Origin of the sequence: Pantoea sp. BR_17, assembly GCF_041955125.1 — a bacterium.
GTDB classification, from domain to species: Bacteria; Pseudomonadota; Gammaproteobacteria; order Enterobacterales; family Enterobacteriaceae; genus Pantoea; species Pantoea stewartii.
Genome location: NZ_JAVAXT010000001.1, coordinates 544,902 through 567,229 on the forward strand (window position 1 = coordinate 544,902; position 22,328 = coordinate 567,229).

The 22,328-nt window shown below is 54.1% G+C and carries 17 protein-coding genes; 5 read left to right on the top strand and 12 right to left on the bottom strand.

The genetic code is table 11. From position 1 onward, the window contains the following. Positions 1-62 precede the first annotated feature (62 nt). Both RAC60_RS02470 and RAC60_RS02475 read right to left on the bottom strand, forming a co-directional pair. A complete protein-coding gene (locus RAC60_RS02470; protein ID WP_375092518.1) occupies positions 63-1,127 on the bottom strand; it encodes a Gfo/Idh/MocA family protein in 1,065 nt (354 codons plus the stop codon). A gap of 10 nt (positions 1,128-1,137) precedes the next feature. Beyond that, positions 1,138-2,307 (bottom strand): Gfo/Idh/MocA family protein, encoded by a 1,170-nt coding sequence (locus RAC60_RS02475; protein WP_054687784.1) that lies wholly within the window; start codon positions 2,305-2,307, stop codon positions 1,138-1,140. A 196-nt stretch (positions 2,308-2,503) separates the two neighbouring features. Here RAC60_RS02475 and RAC60_RS02480 point away from each other — a divergent pair, with 196 nt between their 5' ends. Beyond that, positions 2,504-3,577, top strand: a complete 1,074-nt coding sequence (locus RAC60_RS02480; RefSeq protein WP_375092519.1) for a LacI family DNA-binding transcriptional regulator — start codon at positions 2,504-2,506, stop codon at positions 3,575-3,577. Between the two features lie 359 nt (positions 3,578-3,936). On the opposite strand, the gene RAC60_RS02485 is transcribed toward RAC60_RS02480, so the two are convergent. The 5 genes from RAC60_RS02485 to RAC60_RS02505 form a co-directional block, all read right to left on the bottom strand. Then, positions 3,937-5,193 (bottom strand): MFS transporter, encoded by a 1,257-nt coding sequence (locus tag RAC60_RS02485; protein WP_006119040.1) that lies wholly within the window; start codon positions 5,191-5,193, stop codon positions 3,937-3,939. A gap of 844 nt (positions 5,194-6,037) precedes the next feature. Next, a complete protein-coding gene (locus RAC60_RS02490) occupies positions 6,038-6,736 on the bottom strand; it encodes a hypothetical protein (protein ID WP_205950121.1) in 699 nt (232 codons plus the stop codon). A gap of 427 nt (positions 6,737-7,163) precedes the next feature. Continuing rightward, complete coding sequence (locus RAC60_RS02495; RefSeq protein WP_375092520.1) at positions 7,164-8,819, bottom strand: methyl-accepting chemotaxis protein; 1,656 nt, start codon at positions 8,817-8,819, stop codon at positions 7,164-7,166. A 1,256-nt stretch (positions 8,820-10,075) separates the two neighbouring features. Then, positions 10,076-11,620 carry a methyl-accepting chemotaxis protein gene (locus RAC60_RS02500; RefSeq protein WP_375092521.1) on the bottom strand — a complete coding sequence of 515 codons (1,545 nt, stop codon included), beginning with the start codon at positions 11,618-11,620 and terminating at the stop codon, positions 10,076-10,078. Positions 11,621-12,205: 585 nt separating this feature from the next. Then, positions 12,206-13,636, bottom strand: a complete 1,431-nt coding sequence (locus RAC60_RS02505) for a cytosine permease (RefSeq protein ID WP_058701977.1) — start codon at positions 13,634-13,636, stop codon at positions 12,206-12,208. A gap of 285 nt (positions 13,637-13,921) precedes the next feature. Between RAC60_RS02505 and RAC60_RS02510 the strand changes: the two genes are divergently transcribed. Then, positions 13,922-15,466: a methyl-accepting chemotaxis protein gene (locus RAC60_RS02510; protein ID WP_033741269.1), complete on the top strand. Its 1,545-nt coding sequence runs from the start codon at positions 13,922-13,924 to the stop codon at positions 15,464-15,466. Between the two features lie 317 nt (positions 15,467-15,783). On the opposite strand, the gene RAC60_RS02515 is transcribed toward RAC60_RS02510, so the two are convergent. The 3 genes from RAC60_RS02515 to RAC60_RS02525 all read right to left on the bottom strand — a co-directional run bounded on the left by RAC60_RS02515 (position 15,784) and on the right by RAC60_RS02525 (position 18,837). After that, entirely contained in the window at positions 15,784-16,851 is a 1,068-nt protein-coding gene (locus RAC60_RS02515; RefSeq protein ID WP_033741268.1) for a mechanosensitive ion channel family protein, read from the bottom strand. Positions 16,852-17,361: 510 nt separating this feature from the next. Then, the gene (locus RAC60_RS02520; RefSeq protein WP_039340497.1) at positions 17,362-17,985 is read right to left on the bottom strand and encodes a protein phosphatase CheZ; all 624 of its coding nucleotides are present in this window, start codon (positions 17,983-17,985) and stop codon (positions 17,362-17,364) included. Between the two features lie 177 nt (positions 17,986-18,162). Next, the gene (locus RAC60_RS02525; RefSeq protein WP_253274972.1) at positions 18,163-18,837 is read right to left on the bottom strand and encodes a hypothetical protein; all 675 of its coding nucleotides are present in this window, start codon (positions 18,835-18,837) and stop codon (positions 18,163-18,165) included. Positions 18,838-19,085: 248 nt separating this feature from the next. Between RAC60_RS02525 and RAC60_RS02530 the strand changes: the two genes are divergently transcribed. Both RAC60_RS02530 and RAC60_RS02535 read left to right on the top strand, forming a co-directional pair. Continuing rightward, entirely contained in the window at positions 19,086-19,256 is a 171-nt protein-coding gene (locus RAC60_RS02530) for a hypothetical protein (RefSeq protein ID WP_375092522.1), read from the top strand. A gap of 118 nt (positions 19,257-19,374) precedes the next feature. Further along, positions 19,375-20,061: an RluA family pseudouridine synthase gene (locus RAC60_RS02535; RefSeq protein ID WP_325990951.1), complete on the top strand. Its 687-nt coding sequence runs from the start codon at positions 19,375-19,377 to the stop codon at positions 20,059-20,061. 76 nt (positions 20,062-20,137) lie between these two features. On the opposite strand, the gene RAC60_RS02540 is transcribed toward RAC60_RS02535, so the two are convergent. Continuing rightward, positions 20,138-20,677 (bottom strand): DUF2058 domain-containing protein, encoded by a 540-nt coding sequence (locus tag RAC60_RS02540; protein ID WP_205958375.1) that lies wholly within the window; start codon positions 20,675-20,677, stop codon positions 20,138-20,140. 231 nt (positions 20,678-20,908) lie between these two features. After that, the gene (locus RAC60_RS02545; RefSeq protein ID WP_375092523.1) at positions 20,909-21,391 is read right to left on the bottom strand and encodes a cold-shock protein; all 483 of its coding nucleotides are present in this window, start codon (positions 21,389-21,391) and stop codon (positions 20,909-20,911) included. 267 nt (positions 21,392-21,658) lie between these two features. Here RAC60_RS02545 and RAC60_RS02550 point away from each other — a divergent pair, with 267 nt between their 5' ends. Then, the gene (locus RAC60_RS02550) at positions 21,659-22,324 is read left to right on the top strand and encodes a haloacid dehalogenase type II (RefSeq protein ID WP_375092524.1); all 666 of its coding nucleotides are present in this window, start codon (positions 21,659-21,661) and stop codon (positions 22,322-22,324) included. The last annotated feature ends 4 nt before the right edge of the window (positions 22,325-22,328 follow it).

The window sequence follows — 22,328 nt, forward strand, 5'->3', positions numbered from 1 at the left end:
CAAGCCAGTGCCTGCCGTCGCTGTTATCAACAGAATTGGAAAAGAATGGGCGTGCGGGCTGACTACACCGCGTTAGCTAACATTTGGGCTTTGATACACAGTTCAGCCGCTTTAAACGCATGTTCCTGTGTCATGGCGTGCTCTGTGCGATGCAGACAGTCGTTGATCAACTGGCCAAAGAACGGGAAACCCACCGTGCCCGCCACGCTGTAGCGAAACTCACCGTCCTGATTCACCAGGTAAACCACATCCTGCTCGTCACGCGTGAGATCGGTATACTTGCGAATTTCGATGTAACCGTCGGTTCCGAGCAGCGTCATTCGCCCGTCGCCCCAGGTCGATAAGCCTTCCGGGGTGAACCAGTCACAGCGAAAATAGCCGGTTGCGCCATTTTCCCCTGCCAGCATCGCCTCGCCGAAATCTTCAAACTGCGGATGGTGCGGATGGTGAAAATTGCGCACCTGACTGGCAACCACTCGAGCCTGACCATTGCCGGTGTAATAGAGAAACTGCTCGATCTGGTGGCTGCCGATATCGCACAAAATGCCGCCAAAGTAGCGACGTTGATAGAACCAGTCCGGACGGCCGGTTCCTTCGCGATGCGGGCCCGTGCCCAGCGTTTGCACCACCCGTCCAATCGCGCCCTGTTCCACCAGCTGTCCCGCGAAAACCGCGCTCTCAACGTGCAGACGCTCGCTGTAGTACACCGCATATTTGCGGCCGGTTCTGGCGCACATGGCTTTGGCATCGTCCAGCTGTTCCAGGCTGGTGAGTGGGGCTTTATCGGTGAAGTAATCTTTCCCGGCCGCCATGACTTTCAGTCCCAGCGCACAGCGTTCCGAGGGAATGGCCGCCCCTGCCACCAGCCGCACCTGTGTGTCAGCGAGGATCGTGTCCAGGCAATCCGCCGCCTGAGCCTGCGGAAACTGTTGCAGGAACCTGTCGACTTTGGTCGCATCCGGGTCATAAACCCATTTCAGCGTCGCCCCGGCTTCAGTCAGGCCATTGCACATCGCATAGATATGCCCATGATCCAGCCCGGCGGCAGCGATAATAAACTCGCCTGGGTTTACAACCGGCTGGGGTTTGCCTTTCGGCGCGTAGTTCATGCCATCCTTTTGATTCATGCTGTTGTCCTCACGCAAAGTTTTTGCCTAACGGGATCGCATCCTCATCCGCGAAATTTTCCACGGAGGCCTGTTTTTCATAAAAGTGCGGTGCGCTGGCAATCAGGCCACCGGTACGGTAGAAGGTGTCGTTGCTGGCAATCGGCAGCGTGACGGTGGTATGGGTTATAGCCGACTTGTAGATGGCGGTGATTAACGCCAGGGATTGCTTGCCCTGCTCACCGTCTACCAGCGGCGCACGCTGCTGCTCAATGGCCGAGAAAAAGTCATCCACCTGACCGGCATGCAGTGTCCATGTCAAGGACGGGATCTGCGCATACAGCTGGTCCAGTTCGTTTTCCAGCGCGATGTGATGATCCTGTTCCGGAAAGCCGTTTTCCGCCGCCTGATAAGCAACGGGTTGCCAGGGCGCAGAGAGCCGCGCTTTCTCGCCCTGTAAAATGATTTTTTGATCTTCACCGTGATGCACCACCGAGGCCGTCAGCTGTGCCAGCGTGCCGTTCGGGTAACGGAAAATAGCGGCACTGAGATCTTCGACCTCCGCATTGTCATGGGCGACATTGCTCATCATGGCGACCACGTCCGTCGGTGCGCCGAGCATCCATTGCAGCGCATCGATGTGGTGCACAGCATGATTGAGCGTGCAGCCCCCACCTTCTTTTTCCCACGTCCCGCGCCACCACAGGTCGTAGTAGGCATGACCGCGCCACCACAATGAATCAACCTGGGCGTGACAAATCTTTCCTGCCAGGCCGGAATCCACGGCCGCTTTTAACCGCCAGAAGGCATCGGTAAAGCGGTTCTGCGCCACCACGGAGAGCACTTTGCCGCTGGCCTTTTGCGCCGCGATCATGGCATCGCACTCTTCAAGCGATGCCGCCATCGGCTTCTCGCACAGCACATGTTTGCCTGCCTGTAGCGCCGCTATCGTATTCTCGGCATGCACATAAGGCGGCGTGCAGACATCCACCACATCGATATCTGCGCCATCCGCCAGCATGGCGAGATGATCGCTGTACACGCGTACATCCTTCAGGCCGTAACGCTGCAATTTATCGCGGGCTTTGTCCGGGTACACATCCACTACCGCCACAATTTTGCCGCGTTCGGGAAACTGCAAAAACGCCTGAATATGTAAATTGGCAATATTACCCATACCTACTATCGCAATTTTTAACATGCCACTTCTCCGTCTTTGACCGTCGCTGTCGTCTTTGCGAGGAACATAGAAAAGCGGCTGTCGTGGGACAAACTGTTTTTGTGAGAATGTTCGCAGAGCGGCAAGGTAGTTTGTGAACAGCATGTAAAACCGCATTACTATCAAGCCACTACGGCTGCAAAAAATTGCAAAAATTGATTGGGACGGGGATCACACTATGGCGGGCAAGCTCAGGATGGACGAAATTTCGGCAAAAACCGGGTACTCTGTCAGTACCGTTTCGCGCGTACTGAGCGGCAAGGCTTATACCAGTGAAAAAGCCCGTAATGCGATTGTGCGCTGTGCACGTCAACTGGGTGTGTTGCACGACATGGTCAGCAGCCGCCTGTTAATTAACGGTCTGGTGGTCTTTGCGCCCGCCCGGACCTTTGCGCCGCGCGGCGATCACTTCTATCTGGAAGTGACGCGCGGGATTGCCGAAGCCTGTGCCAGCCATGATGTGCACATCAGTTACTGCCCACTGGAGGAACAGCGTGCCGATGTGAAACTGTTTCTGGAGAAGGCGGGCGCAAAAAGCAACGATGCGATCATCATCATCGGCACCGACGATCAGGCGATATTCAGCCTGGCAGCCTCGCTGAATAAACCCTGCGTCCTGATAAATTCCCGCGATAAAGACATGAAACTGGATGCGGTCTCCCCCGATCACCATGCGATTGGGTTCAGCGCCATGCAGCACCTGTTTGAGCAAGGGCACCGCCGGGTTTTGACCGTCACCTGTCTGCGCCGTGAAACGCTGTTTCTGCGGCTGGAGGGAATTAAAGACGCGTATCGCCATTTTCACCTGCCCTTTAGCGCGCAGAAGGACCTGATTGTGGTTGAAGCCTATTCTGAGCATGAAACCGAAGCCGCCCTGAAGGGCTGGCTGGACGAACATCCGCGTGAGGAGTGGCCCGATGTGATAGTGCCGGTGGGCAAAGGGATTATTACCGGCGTTCAGACTGTGCTGGCGGCACGTTCCTTGCGTATTCCCGAAGATATCTCACTGATGACGACCGATCTGGCAAGTCAGCTGGCGGGCGCGGCCGGCAGGCCGGTGACAGGCTTTGCCGTCCCGTGTCGGGAGCTGGGCTACGAAGCCATCCAGCTTCTGCAGAACCGTCTGAACCGGCCCCATGCGCCCGTGTATAATCTGCTGTTGCAGGCAAAACTGATCGACCACGGCACGGTCGCCAATGCCACACGCCATGCGGCGCGGGAGGAAATACGGGACGATCAGACACCGGCCTGAACAGAGGGATGCGGGTTTGCAGCGGGCAAGTCATCTGTTGCAGGCCCCGCTCAACGCTAGCATTTGTGATTAGCCGGCTGACACGGGCACAATAGGCGTGAATTCTCACCGAGCCCACAAGGCAAACTGTGCAAAACAGCCTGCCTTTCCTGCCCACATGGCTGAATACAGGCTTCCCTCTTCACCTCATCGTGCTTTGTAAACCGGTTTGCATCGTAGACCTGCCCTGCCGACGCTCTTGCCGGTTCGGCATCCTGACCTCCCCGCCGGACAGTTATCACGCCTGACCCGATCTTCTGGTTCGTTGCTGCGCATGTCAGTTGCCGTGACCGCCTCCCGTTTGCGCTATACAGGTGCCTTCACGATTTCGCCTGCAAACGTGCCAGCATACGTTGCCTGTTGACATAAATAATGGCGCAGAGCAGGAGGCTCAGCATGGCCGTGCTTATAAATACGCCCGGCCCGGTCATGGCCAGCATCACACCACCCAGTAGCGGCCCGGCAGCAATACCGAGCGTTGACAATGTTGAGGCGCCCAGGTAGGCACCTCGATGTTCTGCGGGTGCCAACTGGTCGAGTAAAATATTCAGGTTCGGCATCAGAATCGCTTCGCCTGCACTAAACAACACGGTGACAGACAGCCAAAGCCAACTATCCGCTGTTCGCAGGGAGAAAAAACACAGCTGTGAGAAAAAGAAAATCACTGCACCCAACAGAATTCGCTGAGGTAAATGCATCCTCGCCATAATGCGGACCAGAAAGGTTTGAAATACCAGCACGGTCGAGGCATTCGTGACCAGTATTAACGTCACCAGCTTTACAGCCGCGTCGCTGTTCAGTAACAGAAGGTACTGGGGCAGTACCGCTTCAAAATGAATAAAAACGATACTGCACAATGTGCTGCACAAAAGCCCGGCCACAAAAATTTTATCTCTGATAATAATTCCCATAACCTGGTGAAGTCTAACAGCGGAAACCTTGTCGGCCGGCGGCGTGTTCACCGGTTTACCCGCCGGGATAAACAGGAGCACGTAGATAAAAAAAGGGAAATAGCTCAGGCCGGTTATCAGAAATGTGCCTTTCTGAGACGTCAGGCCAAAAGCAATGCCCACCAGGGGGCCCAACACCGCAGCGACGTTGACCAGGTAGTAGCGCACTTGCAAAGCCAGTGCGCGGCGGCGACGATCGCCCAGTAAATCACTCATTAACGCACGCAAAGGCGGATCGACCCACGCAAAGCAAACGCCGATAATCATCAGGCCGGTAATAAACAGACCGACTCCCGTCGCCTGCGCCAGAAGGATATAGCCGACTGCCGAAAATCCACAGCCCATCAGCAGGATAATCCGTCGTCCTAACCTGTCCGAAATCTGGCCGCCATACATGCCCAGCCCCACGGATACCAGCGCACTACTGGTCATCGCGCAACCGATGGCAACAGGCGACATGTGGTAGTTCTGTGTCATGATCATTGCGATAAATGGCCAGGCCATAAAATAGCTGAACCGAATAATCAGGGTAAAAATGAGCAGCGCGTGAACTGTCGCCGGAAAGGTTTTTAACGTCTTAAATACACCGGGCTCTACCCTGATTTCAGCGGCGGGCTTTGTTGTCATACGTCACCTTATGATGGGTCTGTTGCACACTGAAGCGTCAGAGAAGCGCACGGCTTGTCAATTAGTAATATAAGTATTCCTCACACGATGCAATATAAAATCACGCTAACTCTTTGATTCACAGGCTTATGACGTATTCAACCCTCGCCACAGGATAATGTAATGAAAAGCCTGTTAATGATTTATAACGTCAGGCGTTAATCCTGAAACAAACACCAAGACCGCCAGGGGCGCAGGCGAGAAACAAGGCGATATTGCGCATCGTTGGAAAATTACGCCTGATTCTCACGTCAGCCTGAATGCGCAGGATGGGTTTTACCCACTCTTTAAAGTTCGCCATCCCATCAATGTAAGGCGGCCATTTTTTCTCCTAACGCAGCGGTTTTTAACTGTTTCCTTACTAAAAGGGACGCCGCGCAGAGATAGCCGTTTTTTTATCCGTACATCATGCGGGCCCGGGCGCTGCCTGAAATCAGACACTGTCTTGTCAGTGGTTACCCGACAAAGACCCGCTCGATTGTGAATAGCAGGGATTATATGCTCCGGGAAGAAGTCGGGATCGCCGTCGTTCAGGTGATAAGGCCGGTTATACCAGATAACAGGGAACGGCTTACAGGTCGTCATACAGCGGGTCGGTTTCAGAGGAAATGGAGACAGGTCTGCCCGCACCAGGTGTTGCTGCCAGCAGAAAGCTTTAACAGGTTGCATGAAGCGAACAGCGCTACAGGCTGGCTGTTTCACCACGTGCTTGTGTTTTCAGACCGGAAAGAACGGGCCCTGTTTAGCATAATATGGCACCCCTCAGGCTGGTGATAACAAGGCGCTAAGCGCGCCCCGAATACCCTTATTGCGGTAGTGCATGTGCAAAGAATTTAACCCCATCAGGCCAGGCGCCCCGATGGCCTGAAAAGGCGTCAGCGGCGTGACCGATCGTCATATTTCGGCTGCCTGCCTGGGTGATATCCGGACCGTCAGTGCGTAATCTTGCCAGCGAGATACGTGACGGCCTGACAACAGCGATATGACCCGGTCTGTGCTGATCGGGGCTTTCATAGGCGACCACCACCAGCATGCCTTTATTCGCCAGCTGCTGAGCGTGCCACGCATCGCTGACCCTGATCCAGCCTGACTGACGCCCTTCACTACTGTCAAACCAGCGCGTTTGTGCGCTCGCCAGGAAAATCTGGCTGTGCTGAGGCGGCCTGAGCATATAGACGCCCAGGCGTGCGCCTACCGCCGCCGCAAACGCACTGCAGTGCGTATGATTACCGGGACCAGAATAGTTATCCGGTCTGTCAGGCTTGCCCGTTTCCCAGTTGACGTGATGATGATTCAGCCATAAATGCTCCACGTCTGCATGGTCAAGCACGGCAAGAATCTTTTGCGCGTTGGGCGTGAGCGCGCCGCAACAGGGCGCATCCTGCGGCGGCACGGACTGGACGTTGCCAGCCGGAACCGGGCTGGCGACAGCCGACAGGGACGGGAAGAGAAAAGCCGCACTCGCAAAGACGGCCAACGCATATCTGCTCAGTGATGGTTTCATAGTGACCTGACTGTATAGAATTAAGGTTCGTCATTGAAAGGGCTTCTTCAGGAAGCGCACGCGCGCGACCCTTCGCCCGCCGTTCCGTGCGGTGAAGCGCCGGACCCATCGCGCCTGCCTGCACCTTTACTTTACGCCTCTGCCACATCTTCAGGGTTGGGTTTCTGCATGACGAATTGAGCTCTGCCTTCCGGGTTTCCCGCCTGAAGCGGCGAACAGCCTGCGTGTTTCTGTCATCGCACGCCCGGTCGTGGCGTGCCTCGGTGACGTGACACGTCAGGCGGATTTCAACTTACTCCGGCAGGGGTTTTTTTTGCAAGGATCACGTTCTGTAAGAACCGCAAGGTCACCACGGAAAATCTGTGGTGACCCCTGCCCGTTCAGAGCCTGCGCCCGTTTTCAGCAGCACAGGCGTTTGTGTTGATTTTCAAAAACTCTGCCAGTTGGTCTCCGCTGCAGCGGGAACAATATTGCTGACAGGGCGCATCATGGCGGGCGGAGCTATCGCGCTTTTCACTTCCTTAAGCGCGTCAGGTCCTGCACGCTGGATAACAAACGTGGCAACCAGGCGGTTTAATGCTGAGGCCTGTTCCATTAATGAACGCGACGCAGAGGATGCTTCTTCCACCAGGGCCGCATTTTGCTGCGTCACATCATCCATTTGATTGACGGCCAGATGGACCTGGCTAATTCCCTGAGACTGTTCCTGGGCGGCGACAGAGATTTCATCGACCAAATCGGTAACCTGCCGGACGGCATCGTTCATTTTGTGCATATTTGTACCCACCCCTTCAGCCTGTACCGCACCGGCTTCCACAAAGCCCATTGACGATTCAATCAGCGCTTTAATCTCGCGGGCTGATGACGACGAACGCTGCGCCAGGTTGCGCACCTCGCCAGCCACGACCGCAAAACCACGGCCCTGCTCGCCTGCCCGTGCGGCTTCGACCGCCGCATTCAGGGCAAGGATATTGGTCTGAAAGGCAATCCCCTCAATGAGAGAAATAATGTCGGTAATTTTGGCCGAGCTTTCGCGTATATCGCCCATCGTCGTCAGCATTGTTTTCACCCGATCTGCGCTGTCTTCTGAAATCTCACGCGCATTTTTCGCTAACTGGCTGGCCAGTCGGGTATTTTCTGCCGTCTGACGCACCGTTTCACTCAGCTCTGACATACTGGCAGCCGTTTGCTCAAGTGATGCCGCCTGCTCTTCAGTCCTTGCCGATAAATCCTCGTTACCCGCTGACATTTGCGATGACGCTGTACTGACAGACTGCGCGGCACTTTCCACAGCGTTTAGTGACAGCGACACAGTCTGAATCAGATGATTAAACGCTTTTGCCGTCAGGCCGATTTCATCAGAGCGTGTGTCATCTGCTTTGAGAGTGAGATCGAGGTTTTCGCTGGCCTGCTCCATCGTCAGGCGCATGGCATTCAGCTGGCGGCGAATGGATAAAATTGTCTTAACGGTAAAAAACCCCAGCAGCAAAATAGCGGCGGCTGAGCCGGTGATCAGGGTTAACAGCGTATGGTGATAGGTTCTGTCGTTTTCTCTGCTGAGCGCATTGGCGAGATCGGTATTGAGCTGAAGTTGCTGCTGATAATTCGCAATGAGCTGTCGGGCTTCGGCACCAATCCCTGTTGTCCCCTGCAACATTCCCAGAGACACAGCATCATTTTGAGCACGTGAGGCGGCCAGAAAGGCTGGCAGGTCGCGTTCTATTTTATTAATCATCGTAAACGCCTTTTCCGTCATTTGCCTGTCTTGCTCGTTGGACGTGTCCTCTGCAAGGTAGTGCTGATTAAGCGCACGAATATTTTTGATTGTGTCGTTGACTTCTTTTTCGATGACAGCCTGCCTGGCCAGGTCAGTCACGCTCTGATGATGATAAAGGGCGATGATGACGGCATTACTGCCTTCAATCATCTTTGAAATACCGGTGATTGACGGGACCGTATTTTCGTTAACGTATTTGAAGCGGGTCTGAAACCCTTGCGATACGCTGACAGATACGACAACCATAGCGACCAGCGCTGCGGAAAGCAGCGAAAACGTGAACAAAAGACGCTGAGTTATAGTCATTGTTTTTACCTGGTAAAAGAAAAAAGAAATACGTCTGATATGATTCAGAAAAGAGGCGACATACAGACAGTCAAATAAAATATCGGCGCCATAAAAAAATAATCAAACGGAGTTCCCGCTCTGTTTACACGCCATTTATACATGCCTCCCTCCTGAAAAAACAACTCACTGAAAGGCCTCAGTTATTTTTGCAACGCTGTTTTCTAAAAGTTTAATGCCGCGCATTTAAAACGTAATAACACCCCTTTTTCTGTGCCTGACGTTAAGCCCCCGCCTTTATCATTCATTTTTCCTGTTAAAAGGGAAAAACCATCAAGAAAATTAAAGCAGTATTTTAAATGACATATTTAAATATTTTTTCTTTACGCGGGAGCGCTGTTCTGTAAGGGGGGAATCCTGCATCGCGTCCTCACATTGCAGAGCGGCGTCCTGCTGCTTTCTGATGCGACAGCCAGCCTCACTACACGAAAACGCCATAAAAATACTGTTAAAACAAAAAATTATGGCAAAATCGCGTTGCGACACGTGCCATTAAACCGTTACCCTGTCGTTTTCAATACAGAGACATTTCACGTCATCAGCCACGCTGAATGCCTGTACAGTGATGAACCGGCAACGCATAAAACCCTATTTTTAATTTATCCTTAAGCGATAACTCATTACTTGTAGCCATAAAAAAAGCCCGGCATGCCGGGCTAACACCAATCAATAAACTGCCACCTTTAGGCCGACACTGTATAGCGCAGCGCAGGAAGTGTAGTTGAGCGCCGCATTATTACTGTAGGGAATACCATAAGAGATGTAATCAGATGTTATTTTTTCGCAAAACTAAATAAGCGCCACACTATTTTAATAGCCTTATATCATTTTTCTCTTTTCTGCAATGCTGTGTCATTGCAGCCATATAAACGCTTTGCTGCTGTCTGCTTTTTTAAACGGCATCGTGAACATGAGGTTATTTTTTTACGACGCAGGCGCGGGACATATTTACGTTAACAGAAAAGTGTCTCACAGGCGGCTTTCGCCATCAGCCGGTCAGCGCGCATCAGAAAGCCCTGACAGGGGCTGCGCCTCACCGGGCGTTGATTTTCGCAGCCAGGCGCATCCTGTTAGTCACCCGTGTCATGCTGATAATGACTCGCTGTCAGCTGAGACAGTGAGGATATCCCCCTCAACATTCATGACGTTGCGTCAGATAACAGGGTTCATCCGGTTACTGCACCGCCCGCCCGGATAGCCCGGCGGGCGGTGATCTGTCAGACCTGAAATGCCTCCACCATGTTACGCAGCGCATGCGCTTGTTCTGACAACGAATGGGAGGCAGAGGATGACTCCTCGACCAGGGCTGCATTGTTCTGCGTTACGCCATCCATCTGGCTCACCGCGATGCTGACCTGCGAAATGCCCTGCATTTGCTCAGAGGAAGCCAGAGAAATATTATCCATAGCCTCAGCCAGCTCGTTCACCCTCCCCACAATGTTGACAATGCTCTGTCCGGTCGTAGACGCCACCGTGGTGCCGTTTTCTACCTGACCTACCGCCTCTTCAATCAGCAGTTTGATATCGCGCGCAGCCGTAGCGCTGCGCTGCGCAAGCGTTCTGACTTCACCGGCCACTACCGCAAATCCCCGGCCCTCTTCGCCTGCGCGTGCCGCTTCAACCGCAGCATTGAGCGCCAGAATATTGGTCTGGAAAGCGATGCCTTCAATGACGGTCGTAATATCACGCACTTTCGTTGCGCTCATGGATATGTCCTGCATGGTATCGACCATCCGCTGCACATCCTCTTCGCCGCCTCGGGCAAGACGGGCGGTTTCGCGGGCAGATTCGGCGGTCTGCCGTGCGCCGCTGGTGTTGCTTTTCACCGTGGCCGTCAGCTGCTCCATGCTGGCGGCCGTTTCCTGTAAAGCTGCCGCCTGCTGTTCGGTGCGGGAAGAAAGCTCGGCATTCCCCTTAGAAATTTCATCGGCGGCTAACGCGACAGCGTTCGACGTATCCCGGATATTCGCGACCATGTTGCGCAGGTTGGCCTGCATGACATGAAGGGAAGCCAGCAGGCTGGTCGTGTCGTTGCGACGAAGTGTGACAGGTGACGTTAAATTTCCGGACGCAATCGATGCTGCCAGCGCCTGTGCCTGCGCCGGTTCGCCGCCCAGCTGGCGCATCAGCGTACGGATAATGATAACGCAGGCCATCACAGCAACAACCAGAGACAAAAAGACCATTATCGCCATCAGACTGGCCGTACGTGACGCTGACTCTCTGGCATCAGAAACCGTTTTTTGACTCACCTCCATCTGAATCTCGGAAAGCCGATCCAGGGCGTCCAGCATTTTCCGCTGTACCGGCCGTACCGTTTTCAGCAGGTAATCAATTGTGGCCGCCTGGTCGCTTTGCATCGCCTTCTGGCCTGCCATGGTGATCAGGTTCAGCGCCTGGTCATCTTTAGCGAGCAGGTTCTCCAGGGCATTTTTCCCTTCGGCTGATACATTCTGCGACATGCTGCTGACCAGTTTTTCGCGTTTCGCCAGGTAGTTCGCTTTCTGGTTCTGCACCCGCTCCCACTCGGTTTGCTTCTCTTTTGCATCGCTCAGTAAGGCAATATTTCTTACCGCAACGGACATATCCCGGGCAGCACTGCGCATATCCTGGATCAGATTGTACCGATACATTTTATTGTTGACGGCATTATCCATGTCGTCCCGTGCCTGCCAGAGTGCGTGAAGCGCAATGCCTGTGCAGAGCACAAAAAGCAGGATGAGCAGACTGAAGCCTGCAGCGAGACGTGTGGCAATTTCCATGGTGTTTTCCCCGATAATGTTGCTACTGCTGTGTGTAGTCCGATTTTGCTGAATACATTTGCCGGAAAGATCTCTGCAAATGAAAATGTGTGTTTCCTTCACCTGTCAGTAACGGCTGACAGGAAAATCTATATAGATGACAAAATGGAATTTAGGTGGGACAGAGCGGACAGAAAGCAAAGCCAATACGGCAAAGTCGCGCATAGCGCGGCTGGGAGGGCGAAAACTTATTTTTCAGAATATTGTTAGTAAACATGTCACGATAAAACGCGGCGTATCAGACATCTCCCGACACAGGGGGATCATGCTGTTCGAATGCGATCTCCAGCTTCTGTGAACAGCAGTGTGTTACGTTGACGGCAACGCCCGCAGGCCAGGCGTAACCTCATGAATTCTGTACGGGCGGAGGCGGTTCTGTGCCCGGTTTGCGATGAACATCGACACGGTCAGGATGATTCATCGGGTCCCTTTCGGAAATGCCTGTGACGCGATGTTGTCCGTTGTTGAGACGGGGAAGATGCCGTAAACCGCTTTTCCATTCCCCCGTTAACCTGTCTTACCTGCCGCCAGAAAGCATGGCAACGGCTATTCTGCCGGGGAGACTGAATGGACGGGTGTGCCCCGGCGATCCCAGCGGCGGGCCATCCACCACAGCAGTGCCGTGATACACCAGCCAATACACCACGACACATCGTTACCGGCAAACAGCCAGGTGAGTGAACCATGGTGAAGTGGATTGTCGATAAACGGCAATTGTACCAGCACACCCAGGACATAAACGGTAATTCCCACCCTGTTCCAGCGGCCATAACGTCCGTCTGGCTGTGACAGCGCAGGAATATCCACTTTGCCCTGGGTGATCACATAAAAATCGATCAGGCTAATCGCGCTCCATGGCACGAAAAACGCCAGTAAAAACAGCAGAAAATGGGTGAACGTTTTCAGAAAAGCAGGTTCACTCAGCAATGCAATCACACAGGCCACACTGACCATCAGGACCACAAACAGAATGCGTGCACCCCGACCCATTGCGGATTGCTGGCGGAAACCCGAGACAATAGTGGTCAGTGCCATAAAACTGCCGTAAGCGTTCAGGGTGGTGAACGTGATTTTGCCGAAGCAGATAGCGAAATAGATCACCATCGCCATCGTGGGCGTACTGCCCAGGCTGACAATATAGCCAACCTCATTGCCCGCAAACGCCTTTCCGGCCAGCGCCGCGACAATCACACCCAGCGTCATGGACGCCTGCGTCCCCGTTACGGTGCCGAAAAACACTGACCAGAACAACGTTTTCGCGGAGACATTCGCAGGCAAATAGCGCGAATAGTCGGAGACATAAGGGCAAAATGCGATCTGCCATGAGGAGGAGAGCGACACCGCCAACAGGAAATGAGCCAGCGTGAAGTGCTGATTCTGCCAGACAGGCGTTAAGTCATGCGTTACCACCAATGTGATAAACAGATAAGCAAAAGCCAGTACACCAACAAGGCTGGCCAGTTTGCCAAGCTGATGGATCACCCGGTAACCCAGCACCGCAATGACGATGATTAGCGCGCTAAACAGGATCATGCCCGTCGCATTGCTGACATGCACCAGCTTAGCCAGCGCCTGGCCGGCCAGCACGGTACCGCTGGCCGAAAAACCGACGTACATCATGCATACCAGCAGCAGCGGAATGACTGCCCCATAGACGCCGAACTGCATGCGGCTGGTGATCATTTGCGGTAAACCCAGGCGCGGCCCCTGAACCGCATGTAATGACATGATACCTGCGCCCAGGATCTGTCCGACCAGTAATCCCACCAGTGACCAGACCACATCGCCCCCCAACACCACCGCCAGCGCACCCGTAACTATCGCGGTGATTTGCAGATTTCCGCCAAACCACAGTGTGAACTGGCTAAAAGGATGACCATGTCGCTCCCGCAGTGGGATGTAATCAATGGAACGGCTTTCAGAGAGGCGCGGTTTCTCAACGCCTGAATAACCTGCTGCAGATGTTTCGGCTGGCATCATTTCCTCACTGGGCAGTGTATGGGGTGCGTTGCTGTTTACGTCCGGCGGACGCCAACGCAGGGTGACAGTACATGTATAGACAGGCAAGGATAGTGTCATGCTCACGCTGAAGTGACAAGGCCATGCGTCATTGGAAAATGTGATGAGGCCTGTTCGGCAAAATGTGCGCACGAAAAAGCAAAACTGCTTATTTCTGATACGATTTAAACGTAGCCGTAAAAAGTAATGCCTTTTTGCTACGAACGCAAACACAGCAAATTTAACCTACATAATGAGACAATAATGAAAATATCCACACGCCTTATTGCAGGTTTTGGCCTGCTTATTCTTTTGTTCATCCTGTGCACCGGGATCGCCCAACAGGCCCTGCATCATGCCCGTGAAGGCATGGACGATACCGTCAACATCAAGATGAAAAAGTATCAGTTAGCGCAATCCATGTACGGTGAAGTCAGAGATATGGGCATTGCCGTCAGGAATATCGCGCTGCTCAGCGACACCCAGGCGATGCAGCCTGAAGTCACGCGGATTCAGAAACAGAAAGCGCTCTTTATTGCTAACCGTCAGGCGCTCGGCGCTATCCTGGCAACCGACTCTACGCCGGCGGGTCGTGAGGCTTTCAAAAGAATTACCGACAGCGAAGGACCAACGTTTGCCGCCCTGGATCAGGCAACCAGGCTCGGGCTGGCCAATCTTGATAAAGAAACCACGGACTATCTGTTAAAGGACGTGCGTCCTGTTCAGACTAAGTTACTGAATGCTCTGCGCGATATGACAGAGATTCAGGAGAAAAACAGCCAGGCTGCTGTGCAACAAAACAGCCATTCTACTGCCCGCGCCTCGCTGATTCTGATGCTACTGGCCACCGCTTCTGTGATTGTCGCGGTCGGTGCCTGTGCGGTCACTATCAGCGTGCTGATGCGCCAGCTGGGCGGTGAACCGGCACAGGCGCAGGCGCTGGCCGCCTCCATCGCAGCCGGCGATCTGACCGCCACCGTATCACTGCGCCGCAAGGACACCACCAGCCTGCTGGCCTCCCTTGACGTCATGCAAGCCAGGCTCCGTGCGCTGGTTTCCCAGATTAAAGAGGCTTCGGCCTCCGTTGCGCTGGCTGCCGATGAAATCGCGCAGGGCAATACCGAACTGTCCTCACGTACCGAACAGCAGGCGGCGGCTTTGCAGGAGACGGCTGCCAGCATGGAGCAGCTGACGGCCACGGTGAAAAGCAATACGGCCGGTGCACAGCAGACGGCGGATTCGGCACGTGAAACCGCACAGCTTGCTCGCACGGGCGAATCTGACGTGCAGCGCATGACGCACACCATGCATGACATTTCGGTCAGCGCCACTAAAGTGCGCGACATCACCGCCGTGATCGAAAGCATTGCCTTTCAGACCAACATCCTGGCCCTGAACGCGGCTGTTGAGGCGGCCCGTGCCGGCGAGGAAGGACGCGGTTTCGCCGTGGTCGCGGGCGAAGTGCGCACGCTGGCCCAGCGCAGCGCTACGGCAGCACGTGACATTAAAACGCTGATAGAACAGGCCGTTGAACAGGTGGAAAGCGGCGTGACGGTTGCCTCCTCAACCGGTCAGAGCATCCTGAAAATCGTTGGAATGGTCGGCGAACTGGCTGACGCCATGGATAATATCTCTCTGGCCTCCTCCGAACAGATGCAGGGCATTTCGCAGGTCAGTATCGCGGTGAGCCAGATGGATGGCGTGACGCAGAACAATGCCGCACTGGTTGAAGAATCGTCTTCGGCGTCACGCTCACTGTCGGAACAGGCGCATGCGCTGCGCGGCATGGTCGCGGCATTCCAGGTGTAAAAAAGGCGGCAACCGCCGCCAGAGAGCAATAAATTCGGCACAAACCGCCAGGAACAGGTGGGCGTCATCACGACAAAGCCTGTCCCTGACGGACTGTCGACAGCGGCAGTTATCTTGCTCAATCACGCTGTCCGCCAGGAACGCCACCGCCCCGCACGCAGCGGTGCCTCTGACCGTCCCTGAGACCGGCGTGTCAATGCAGTCCAGACGTCGCGCCCGCCTGTGGCTTAACGCCACACTTTCCTTGCCCCACGCCCGTTTGCCCCACACGGGTGAGCCAGCCTCCTGCCTCAATACAGACGTGAGAACCCCTGGCGTCAGCGCGAGTCCGTCTCAGTCAGCGTTGCCCTGACATGCGGCAGGCTCTGCGGGTAGTTCTGCTGAATAAATTCGATCATTTTTTCCCGCACGTAGCAGCGCAAATCCCAGGCGGTGGGCGAATTTTGTGCCGTCATTAATAATCTGATTGTCATGGTTTTTTCAGAGGTGTCGGTGACCTGAAGCACCTGGGTTTGCTGATCCCAGAGTTTGGTTTCACTGAGCACTTTCTCGAAATGCTGGCGCAGCGGCTCAAGCGGCAGGGAGTAATCCACATACAGAAACACCGAGCCCAGGATTTGCGCGTTGTTGCGCGTCCAGTTCTGGAAGGCGTTTTCCGTGAAATAGGTAATCGGCAGCACCAGCCGACGGAGATCCCAGATACGCACGACCACATACGTCAGATTGATCTCCTCTATCCAGCCCCACTCTTTTTCCACCACAACAGCGTCATCAATTTTGATCGGCTGGGTAAAGGCAATCTGAATACCGGCAAACAGGTTAACCAGCGACTTTTGCAGCGCAAAACCGATGATGATGCCTGCGACGCCCGCACCGGCCAGGATGGTCGTGCCGAATTTACGCACGCCGGGAAAGCTGAGCAAGATCATCGACAGACTCAGCGAAACCAGGATCACGATGGCCACTTTTTTCACATATATTAACTGCGTGCGAATCTTGCGGGCACGCAGATTGTTCGACAGATTGATATCGTAGCGAATGAAAAGCATATCCTGCGCCACATTGGTCAACCGAATCAAAATGGAACAAATCGATAAAATGATAAAGATATTGGCGGTGGAGGTGATAAACGCCACGGTTTCAGGACGCAGATCGATGTAGTTAATGCCGATATTGATCAACACCAAGGGGATAAACAGAAACAGCGAACCGCGCAGGTGCTTTTCCAGTGATTTGAACAGTTTTCGGTCCCGGTTCTGCCAGAAGCGGATGAACCTGAGAAAAATAAACCGGGCCAGAAAGCCCACGATAAATGAAAGCGTGACGAGCAATACAGCAGGTATCCATGTTGGCGCACCCGATAACTCCCCAATAAGTAATGGCATCATTTCCCCTTATAGTCCGTCAGCAACCTGAGTTGTCGGATAAGTCACTAAAATCAGTAACCGTTGTGTTCCCGGTTATCTACGAATGAAGTCATTGCGCACATTAGTTTATGAAATTTTTTAACAATTGACTGACCTGTCGGTAAAAAAGCCCTGCCAGCATGCATATGGCCCGAGACAGCCGAATACAATTAACTGTTATTTATAGCATTTTTATTCTTTCGCGAAGCAGCGGATCGCCGTTCTGTGTGGGGATGTTTATGTCAGCGCAAGCCCTGACAGCCGACGGCCAGGCAGGCATACGCGACTGCCGCCGTTGACAGTACCGCGCCAGGATGCGCGGTGCGGCTGGCAAAACGGGAGAAGAAATCTGTCCCGCTGTGCCGTCGGTGTTGCGGAAAAGGCGCCGGTGGGCGGTATCGCTGAGAGGTCGCCCCCTGCCTGACGAATGGCGCAGCCAACCCTTTAGTATGCCGGAAGAGATGGGTCTTAAAGAGAGCGAGTCCAGCCTTAGAGTCCCAGGCTGGCGAGCAAATCGTCCACGTCATCCTGCGAGGCTGACGGGCTCTCTGATGGCTGTGCAGCAGCCGGTGGACTGGCCACTTTGGCCACAGGCTGTGCGGGCACGTTATCCCTCAGCACCTGAACCAGGTGGACTTCCAGCTCGTTCAGCATTTTCGTCATGCGCTGGATAATCTGGCCCGTCAGGTCCTGGAAACCCTGAGCCATCATCACCGCCTGAAGTTGCTGACGGGTGAAACCGGTTAACTGCGGCACTGTGCCAAGCCATGTGCGCGTTTCTTCCGCCAGCGCCCGTGCCGCGCCCTCGTTTTCCGGTGTGATAGCCGTGCTGTTCCAGCGCGCCAGCAGACTTTCCGCCGTATCCTGTAGCGTTGTCTGCGCAGGCTGTGTCAGCTCCACGCAGCCCAGTACCTCACTGGCCGCATTTTCGGTCATAGTCACCACATAGCCCAGACGCGCGCGGGCATCCGGGATCCCGCCCGCGACCTCTGACAGGATTTGATCGTAGCCCAGTTCACGTAGGCTGTTACGTAAATTACGCAGCATAAAACCTGCACGAATGATCAGTGTGCGCGTATCATCCGCAGATAAAGACAGTTTAAGTTCAGACATCGAAACGCCCTCCGTTCAGAGTTGTGATTAGATTATCGGCAGGCGCGGCCTGAAAATTAATTGCTGCGGTCATTATCTTTATGGCGCAGCGGATAAAGGACGTTGGGAGGCGGATTTACAGCGGAGACTGAGGCGCTTGTTGCACGGCCTGCCGGTTAAAACAGGCCGTACTGCTCACTATTTTTTCAGTAAGCGTGGCAGTTGATTATCCAGCTCCAGCAGGCAGGCATCCATCATCTTTTGCGTCACCTGCGTGACTTTGGCGTAATGGTTGGCCGTCCAGTCATTCAGCGGTGCGGTGACATGCGCGGGTTCACATTCCGAAACCACATAGGGACTCAGGATCGTGCCGCCTTCCGGACGTTTATAAAACAGGACCCGATACGTTAAATCGTAGTTACTGTTGCCGGACGACATATCGGTGTACACCAGCGACCATTTTGAGGCAGCAATGAACAAGGGTTGTGTGTAAGCATAACCCCCGCCATTTTTATTCAGCCATTGCTGGATTTTGACGTCGGCTTTGGGCGTGAAATACGCGGCGGTGGGTTCCGGCATGCTGTCAATATCACTGCCCTTGTAGTTATTCTTATCAAATGAACCCGTGCTGATGCCGCCCCCCAGCACGGCACTCAGTACCGCTATTCCCATTCCTGTCCCGGCTCGGGCCGGCGTGACCTGGCGCAGTTTAACATCCGCGTAGGTATTATTATTCATATCGGTAGGTGCGAAAATCGTGTTGACGGTTAGTGAACTGCCGTTCTCCGCCTTGATCAAATGCGTATTTTTATTCTCCGCACATCCCGTCAGAAAGAGTAAAGCCAGCGTGCCCGTAACGATAATTTTGTTCATCATGAATGCCATTCCCTTTATTCAGTCGCCCTAAATCTTTATTTTTTATGCAGTTATAATGATCACACTGCATTTATCTATAACGGGTATTCATGAAAAACCTTTAGGTATTTTTTATTAACCTTTTTTGACGCCCCGTAACCGGCTGTGTCGCTGCCAGCGCCAGGGAAAGACGGAAAGATAATGCAGCCTGTTGTGGCGCGGGCCCGGTTATCTGGCAGGATGCGCCTGGTCTGTCGCGCCCTGTCGTGATGTCTGTTCCCGCCTGCAACAAGGCGGTGAACAGCGAGTCACGCCCGGAGCTTACTGGCGCGGTGCCCGCAACCGTGCTGATCTGGTCAGATCCCCGCAGTGAACTGATGACGTTCGGCCTGCCGGTAAGCACGCCAGCAATCACCGCGCTGGCTATCAGCCGTTAGCCGCTGTGACCGGCATTAACTAACGCGGCGTGCGCGGGCTTGTCCTGCGCCTGGCGTAATTCGCCTGCGGGCGGAAAATGGGTTACTATCCGCGCCCGCTTCCCTTTGAGGCTGCCTGATGTCTGCCCTGTTCGACGATTTTATTGCGCCGCCCTGCCATGAGGCGATCGCGATCCTCTATGAGGACGCGCACCTGCTGCTGATTAACAAACCCAGCGGGCTGCTGAGCCTGTCCGGCAGGCACCCGAAAAATCAGGACTCGGTCCATTTCCGGCTGGCAGCGCGCTTTCCCGGTTGTACCCTGGTTCACCGGCTGGATTTCGGCACCTCCGGGCTGATGGTCATTGCCCGTAATAAGGCGATCAATGCCGCCCTGTGCGCGCAGTTCAGTCAGCGAAGCGTCAGCAAAGTTTACACCGCGCTACTTTGCGGCCACGTTGAACACGATGAGGGAAGAGTGGATGCGCCGATTGCGAAGCAGTTTCCGTTGATGGCGATTTGCGCACGCACCGGCAAACCAGCGCGCTCGCGCTATCAGGTGTTGGCGCGTTTTACGTATGTCCCAGATGACGGGCCGTCTCTGCCGGTCACGCGGGTGCAGTTACGTCCTGAAACCGGTCGCACTCACCAGCTGCGTATTCACTGTCAGCACCTGGGGCACCCTATTTTAGGCTGTGAGTGGTATGGCGGTCTGCCGCCGCACAGCGCACGGGCACCCAGACTGATGCTGCATGCCAGCGAGCTGCATTTTACCCATCCTGTCAGCGGAGACGCGATTCAGGCCCGTCATGACAGTCCGTTTTAGGGGGAAAACGCCACGCGGTTATTCTGCGCCCCCGCGACCAGGCGGAGGCGCTCTGAAGCGGCGGATGTCGCGTGGATTACCACATCAAATCGTCTGGCACTTTGAAATCGGCATAGGGATCGTCCTCTTCCTGCGCGTCCTGACTGAGTGCGCTGTTTAAGACAATGCTGTCGGGATCGCGCTGCGCGATCTTATCCGCGACGCTGGCCGGAATAATCGCGTAGTGCGGCTCGTCGCTGTTTTCTGCCATCAGACGGGCGATGGCCAGGCGACCGTTAATCAGTTGGGTCTGCACAGGTTTATCGACCATGATTTTTTTAATCAGGTTGTTATCCGTGAAGTTAAAACCGATCTCACCTTTTGCCACGACGATTCTGTTCATTTCAATTAACTGCTTCACCTGCGCTTTATACTCTTTCGCCAGCACCGCTTGTTTACGCTGTTCGCTGAGCTGCCTGTCCCGCTCGATCTGCGCTTTTTTGTTTTCTTCTACGGCTTCTCGCGCTTCGCGCGCCTGCACGCGTGATTTTTTCGCGGTTCTCTGGACCTTGTCCATTTTTTTACTGGTTACCAGTCCCGCTTTTAATAACTGCTCCTGAAGAGTGAGTTTTGTCATTGTCGTCTCTGCATCGGTGAAATTAGGGTGTAGAAGTGAGCCTGAGGCGTTACCGCCCCGCCTTTTTGCGTCGGCAGACAGGCGGAAAGCGCGAGGTCAGGTGCGAATCTGCGGCGCGTGGCAGGCGGCGCGTCGTCATAACGGCGCTGCTGGCGGCGCATGGCCTCGCTCCGTGGGCATCGCCTTGTCGGCCAGGCCGTCGTCCCAGCGGGCCTGCGGCGTTATCGGGCATCAGATTTTGAGCATTTTGACGGTAGCGTCAATATCAATCTCATCTTCCGTGAAGATTAAGGTTGCGCCCTGAAAGGTCGTGATCGCCAGTTTTTTCAGGGTGCGCATCGCTTTCGTCTTTTGCGCTGATTTGGGTCGGATATTATTCATCAGTATTCCCACCGACAGCACCGTGTTTTCTTTATCAATCCCTGCATCTGCCGGAACGTCTTCACTGAAAACAACGTAAGATTTAATCGCGGTAAGTTTGATGCGCTCACCCGCAATATAAATGTATTTACTCTCTGGCAGGACTTTCACCGCAAACGCTGACAGCCCTTTATTATTCGTCGTAGGTTCGAACGTGACCGAGGCATCTTTTTTAATCAGGTCAGGATTGGCAACTTTGATGACATGAAAATAACGGTTATCGCCGTTTTCATCTTTAATAAAACCAAAGCCTTTATCCTGAAACCAGGTAGTAATTGTACCGTTCATCGCCATTGTCGCCTGTTTAATCGTTTATCACCTTAATTTTTGCAGCGCGCAGTGTAAAACACAATGCCCGTACGCACTACGTTTTTGGGCATCATTACGTCCGGTCCCGCCGTTTCAGCCTGCCCCGTCAGTGAGGATCTTCCCCACCACCCGGGCCGATGCCGTAAAGCGGCCGCAATTGAGCAAAAACCCCTTCTTTGTCGCGGTAATAAGAAATTATGTGTTTGCGTCGCGCGATATACTTCTTTCATCCACATGAAAGAGGTTAAGCAAATGATTTTCAGGCCAAAATTTATCAGCTTTGATTGCTATGGCACGCTAATCAATTTCGAAATGGGCCCGACGGCAAAGGGCATTTATGCCGATCGGGTCAGCGAAGCGCACATAGCGACTTTCCTGGCGCATTTTCGTTTCTACCGGCTTGATGAGGTGCTGGGTGCCTGGAAACCGTTTCACCAGGTGATTGAAAATGCGCTTCAGCGCGCCTGTCATGCCCATGGCGTCGTCTATCGGGAAAGCGATGCGCAGACGCTTTATGCTGCCGTGGCCAGCTGGCAACCTCATCCGCATGTGGTTGAGACGCTGACGACGATAGCACAGCATATTCCGTTAGTGATTTTATCCAATTCCATGATCGACCTGATCCCGCACAGCGTTACCCGTCTCGGCGCGCCCTTTCATGCGGTGTACACCGCCGAAGAAGCCCAGGCCTACAAGCCGCGTGCCCGAATTTTTGAGTATATGTTCGACCAACTGGGCTGCGGCCCCGAACAGATGATGCACTGCTCATCCAGTTTTCGTTATGACCTGATGACAGCGTGCGATCTGGGCTTTATGGCCAGGGCGTTTATCGATCGCGGTCATGAGCCGGCCATTGACGGTTACGGTGTGAACCGCCTGACCGACTTCCGCCAGCTTCCCGGCCTGCTGGGCCTGTAATCTC

Coding starts and splice junctions, on each gene's coding strand:
- RAC60_RS02470 (WP_375092518.1), bottom strand. CDS start 1,127: ATGAATCAAAAGGATGGCATGAACTACGCGCCGAAAGGCAAACCCCAG.
- RAC60_RS02475 (WP_054687784.1), bottom strand. CDS start 2,307: ATGTTAAAAATTGCGATAGTAGGTATGGGTAATATTGCCAATTTACAT.
- RAC60_RS02480 (WP_375092519.1), top strand. CDS start 2,504: ATGGCGGGCAAGCTCAGGATGGACGAAATTTCGGCAAAAACCGGGTAC.
- RAC60_RS02485 (WP_006119040.1), bottom strand. CDS start 5,193: ATGACAACAAAGCCCGCCGCTGAAATCAGGGTAGAGCCCGGTGTATTT.
- RAC60_RS02490 (WP_205950121.1), bottom strand. CDS start 6,736: ATGAAACCATCACTGAGCAGATATGCGTTGGCCGTCTTTGCGAGTGCG.
- RAC60_RS02495 (WP_375092520.1), bottom strand. CDS start 8,819: ATGACTATAACTCAGCGTCTTTTGTTCACGTTTTCGCTGCTTTCCGCA.
- RAC60_RS02500 (WP_375092521.1), bottom strand. CDS start 11,620: ATGGAAATTGCCACACGTCTCGCTGCAGGCTTCAGTCTGCTCATCCTG.
- RAC60_RS02505 (WP_058701977.1), bottom strand. CDS start 13,636: ATGCCAGCCGAAACATCTGCAGCAGGTTATTCAGGCGTTGAGAAACCG.
- RAC60_RS02510 (WP_033741269.1), top strand. CDS start 13,922: ATGAAAATATCCACACGCCTTATTGCAGGTTTTGGCCTGCTTATTCTT.
- RAC60_RS02515 (WP_033741268.1), bottom strand. CDS start 16,851: ATGCCATTACTTATTGGGGAGTTATCGGGTGCGCCAACATGGATACCT.
- RAC60_RS02520 (WP_039340497.1), bottom strand. CDS start 17,985: ATGTCTGAACTTAAACTGTCTTTATCTGCGGATGATACGCGCACACTG.
- RAC60_RS02525 (WP_253274972.1), bottom strand. CDS start 18,837: ATGAACAAAATTATCGTTACGGGCACGCTGGCTTTACTCTTTCTGACG.
- RAC60_RS02535 (WP_325990951.1), top strand. CDS start 19,375: ATGTCTGCCCTGTTCGACGATTTTATTGCGCCGCCCTGCCATGAGGCG.
- RAC60_RS02540 (WP_205958375.1), bottom strand. CDS start 20,677: ATGACAAAACTCACTCTTCAGGAGCAGTTATTAAAAGCGGGACTGGTA.
- RAC60_RS02545 (WP_375092523.1), bottom strand. CDS start 21,391: ATGGCGATGAACGGTACAATTACTACCTGGTTTCAGGATAAAGGCTTT.
- RAC60_RS02550 (WP_375092524.1), top strand. CDS start 21,659: ATGATTTTCAGGCCAAAATTTATCAGCTTTGATTGCTATGGCACGCTA.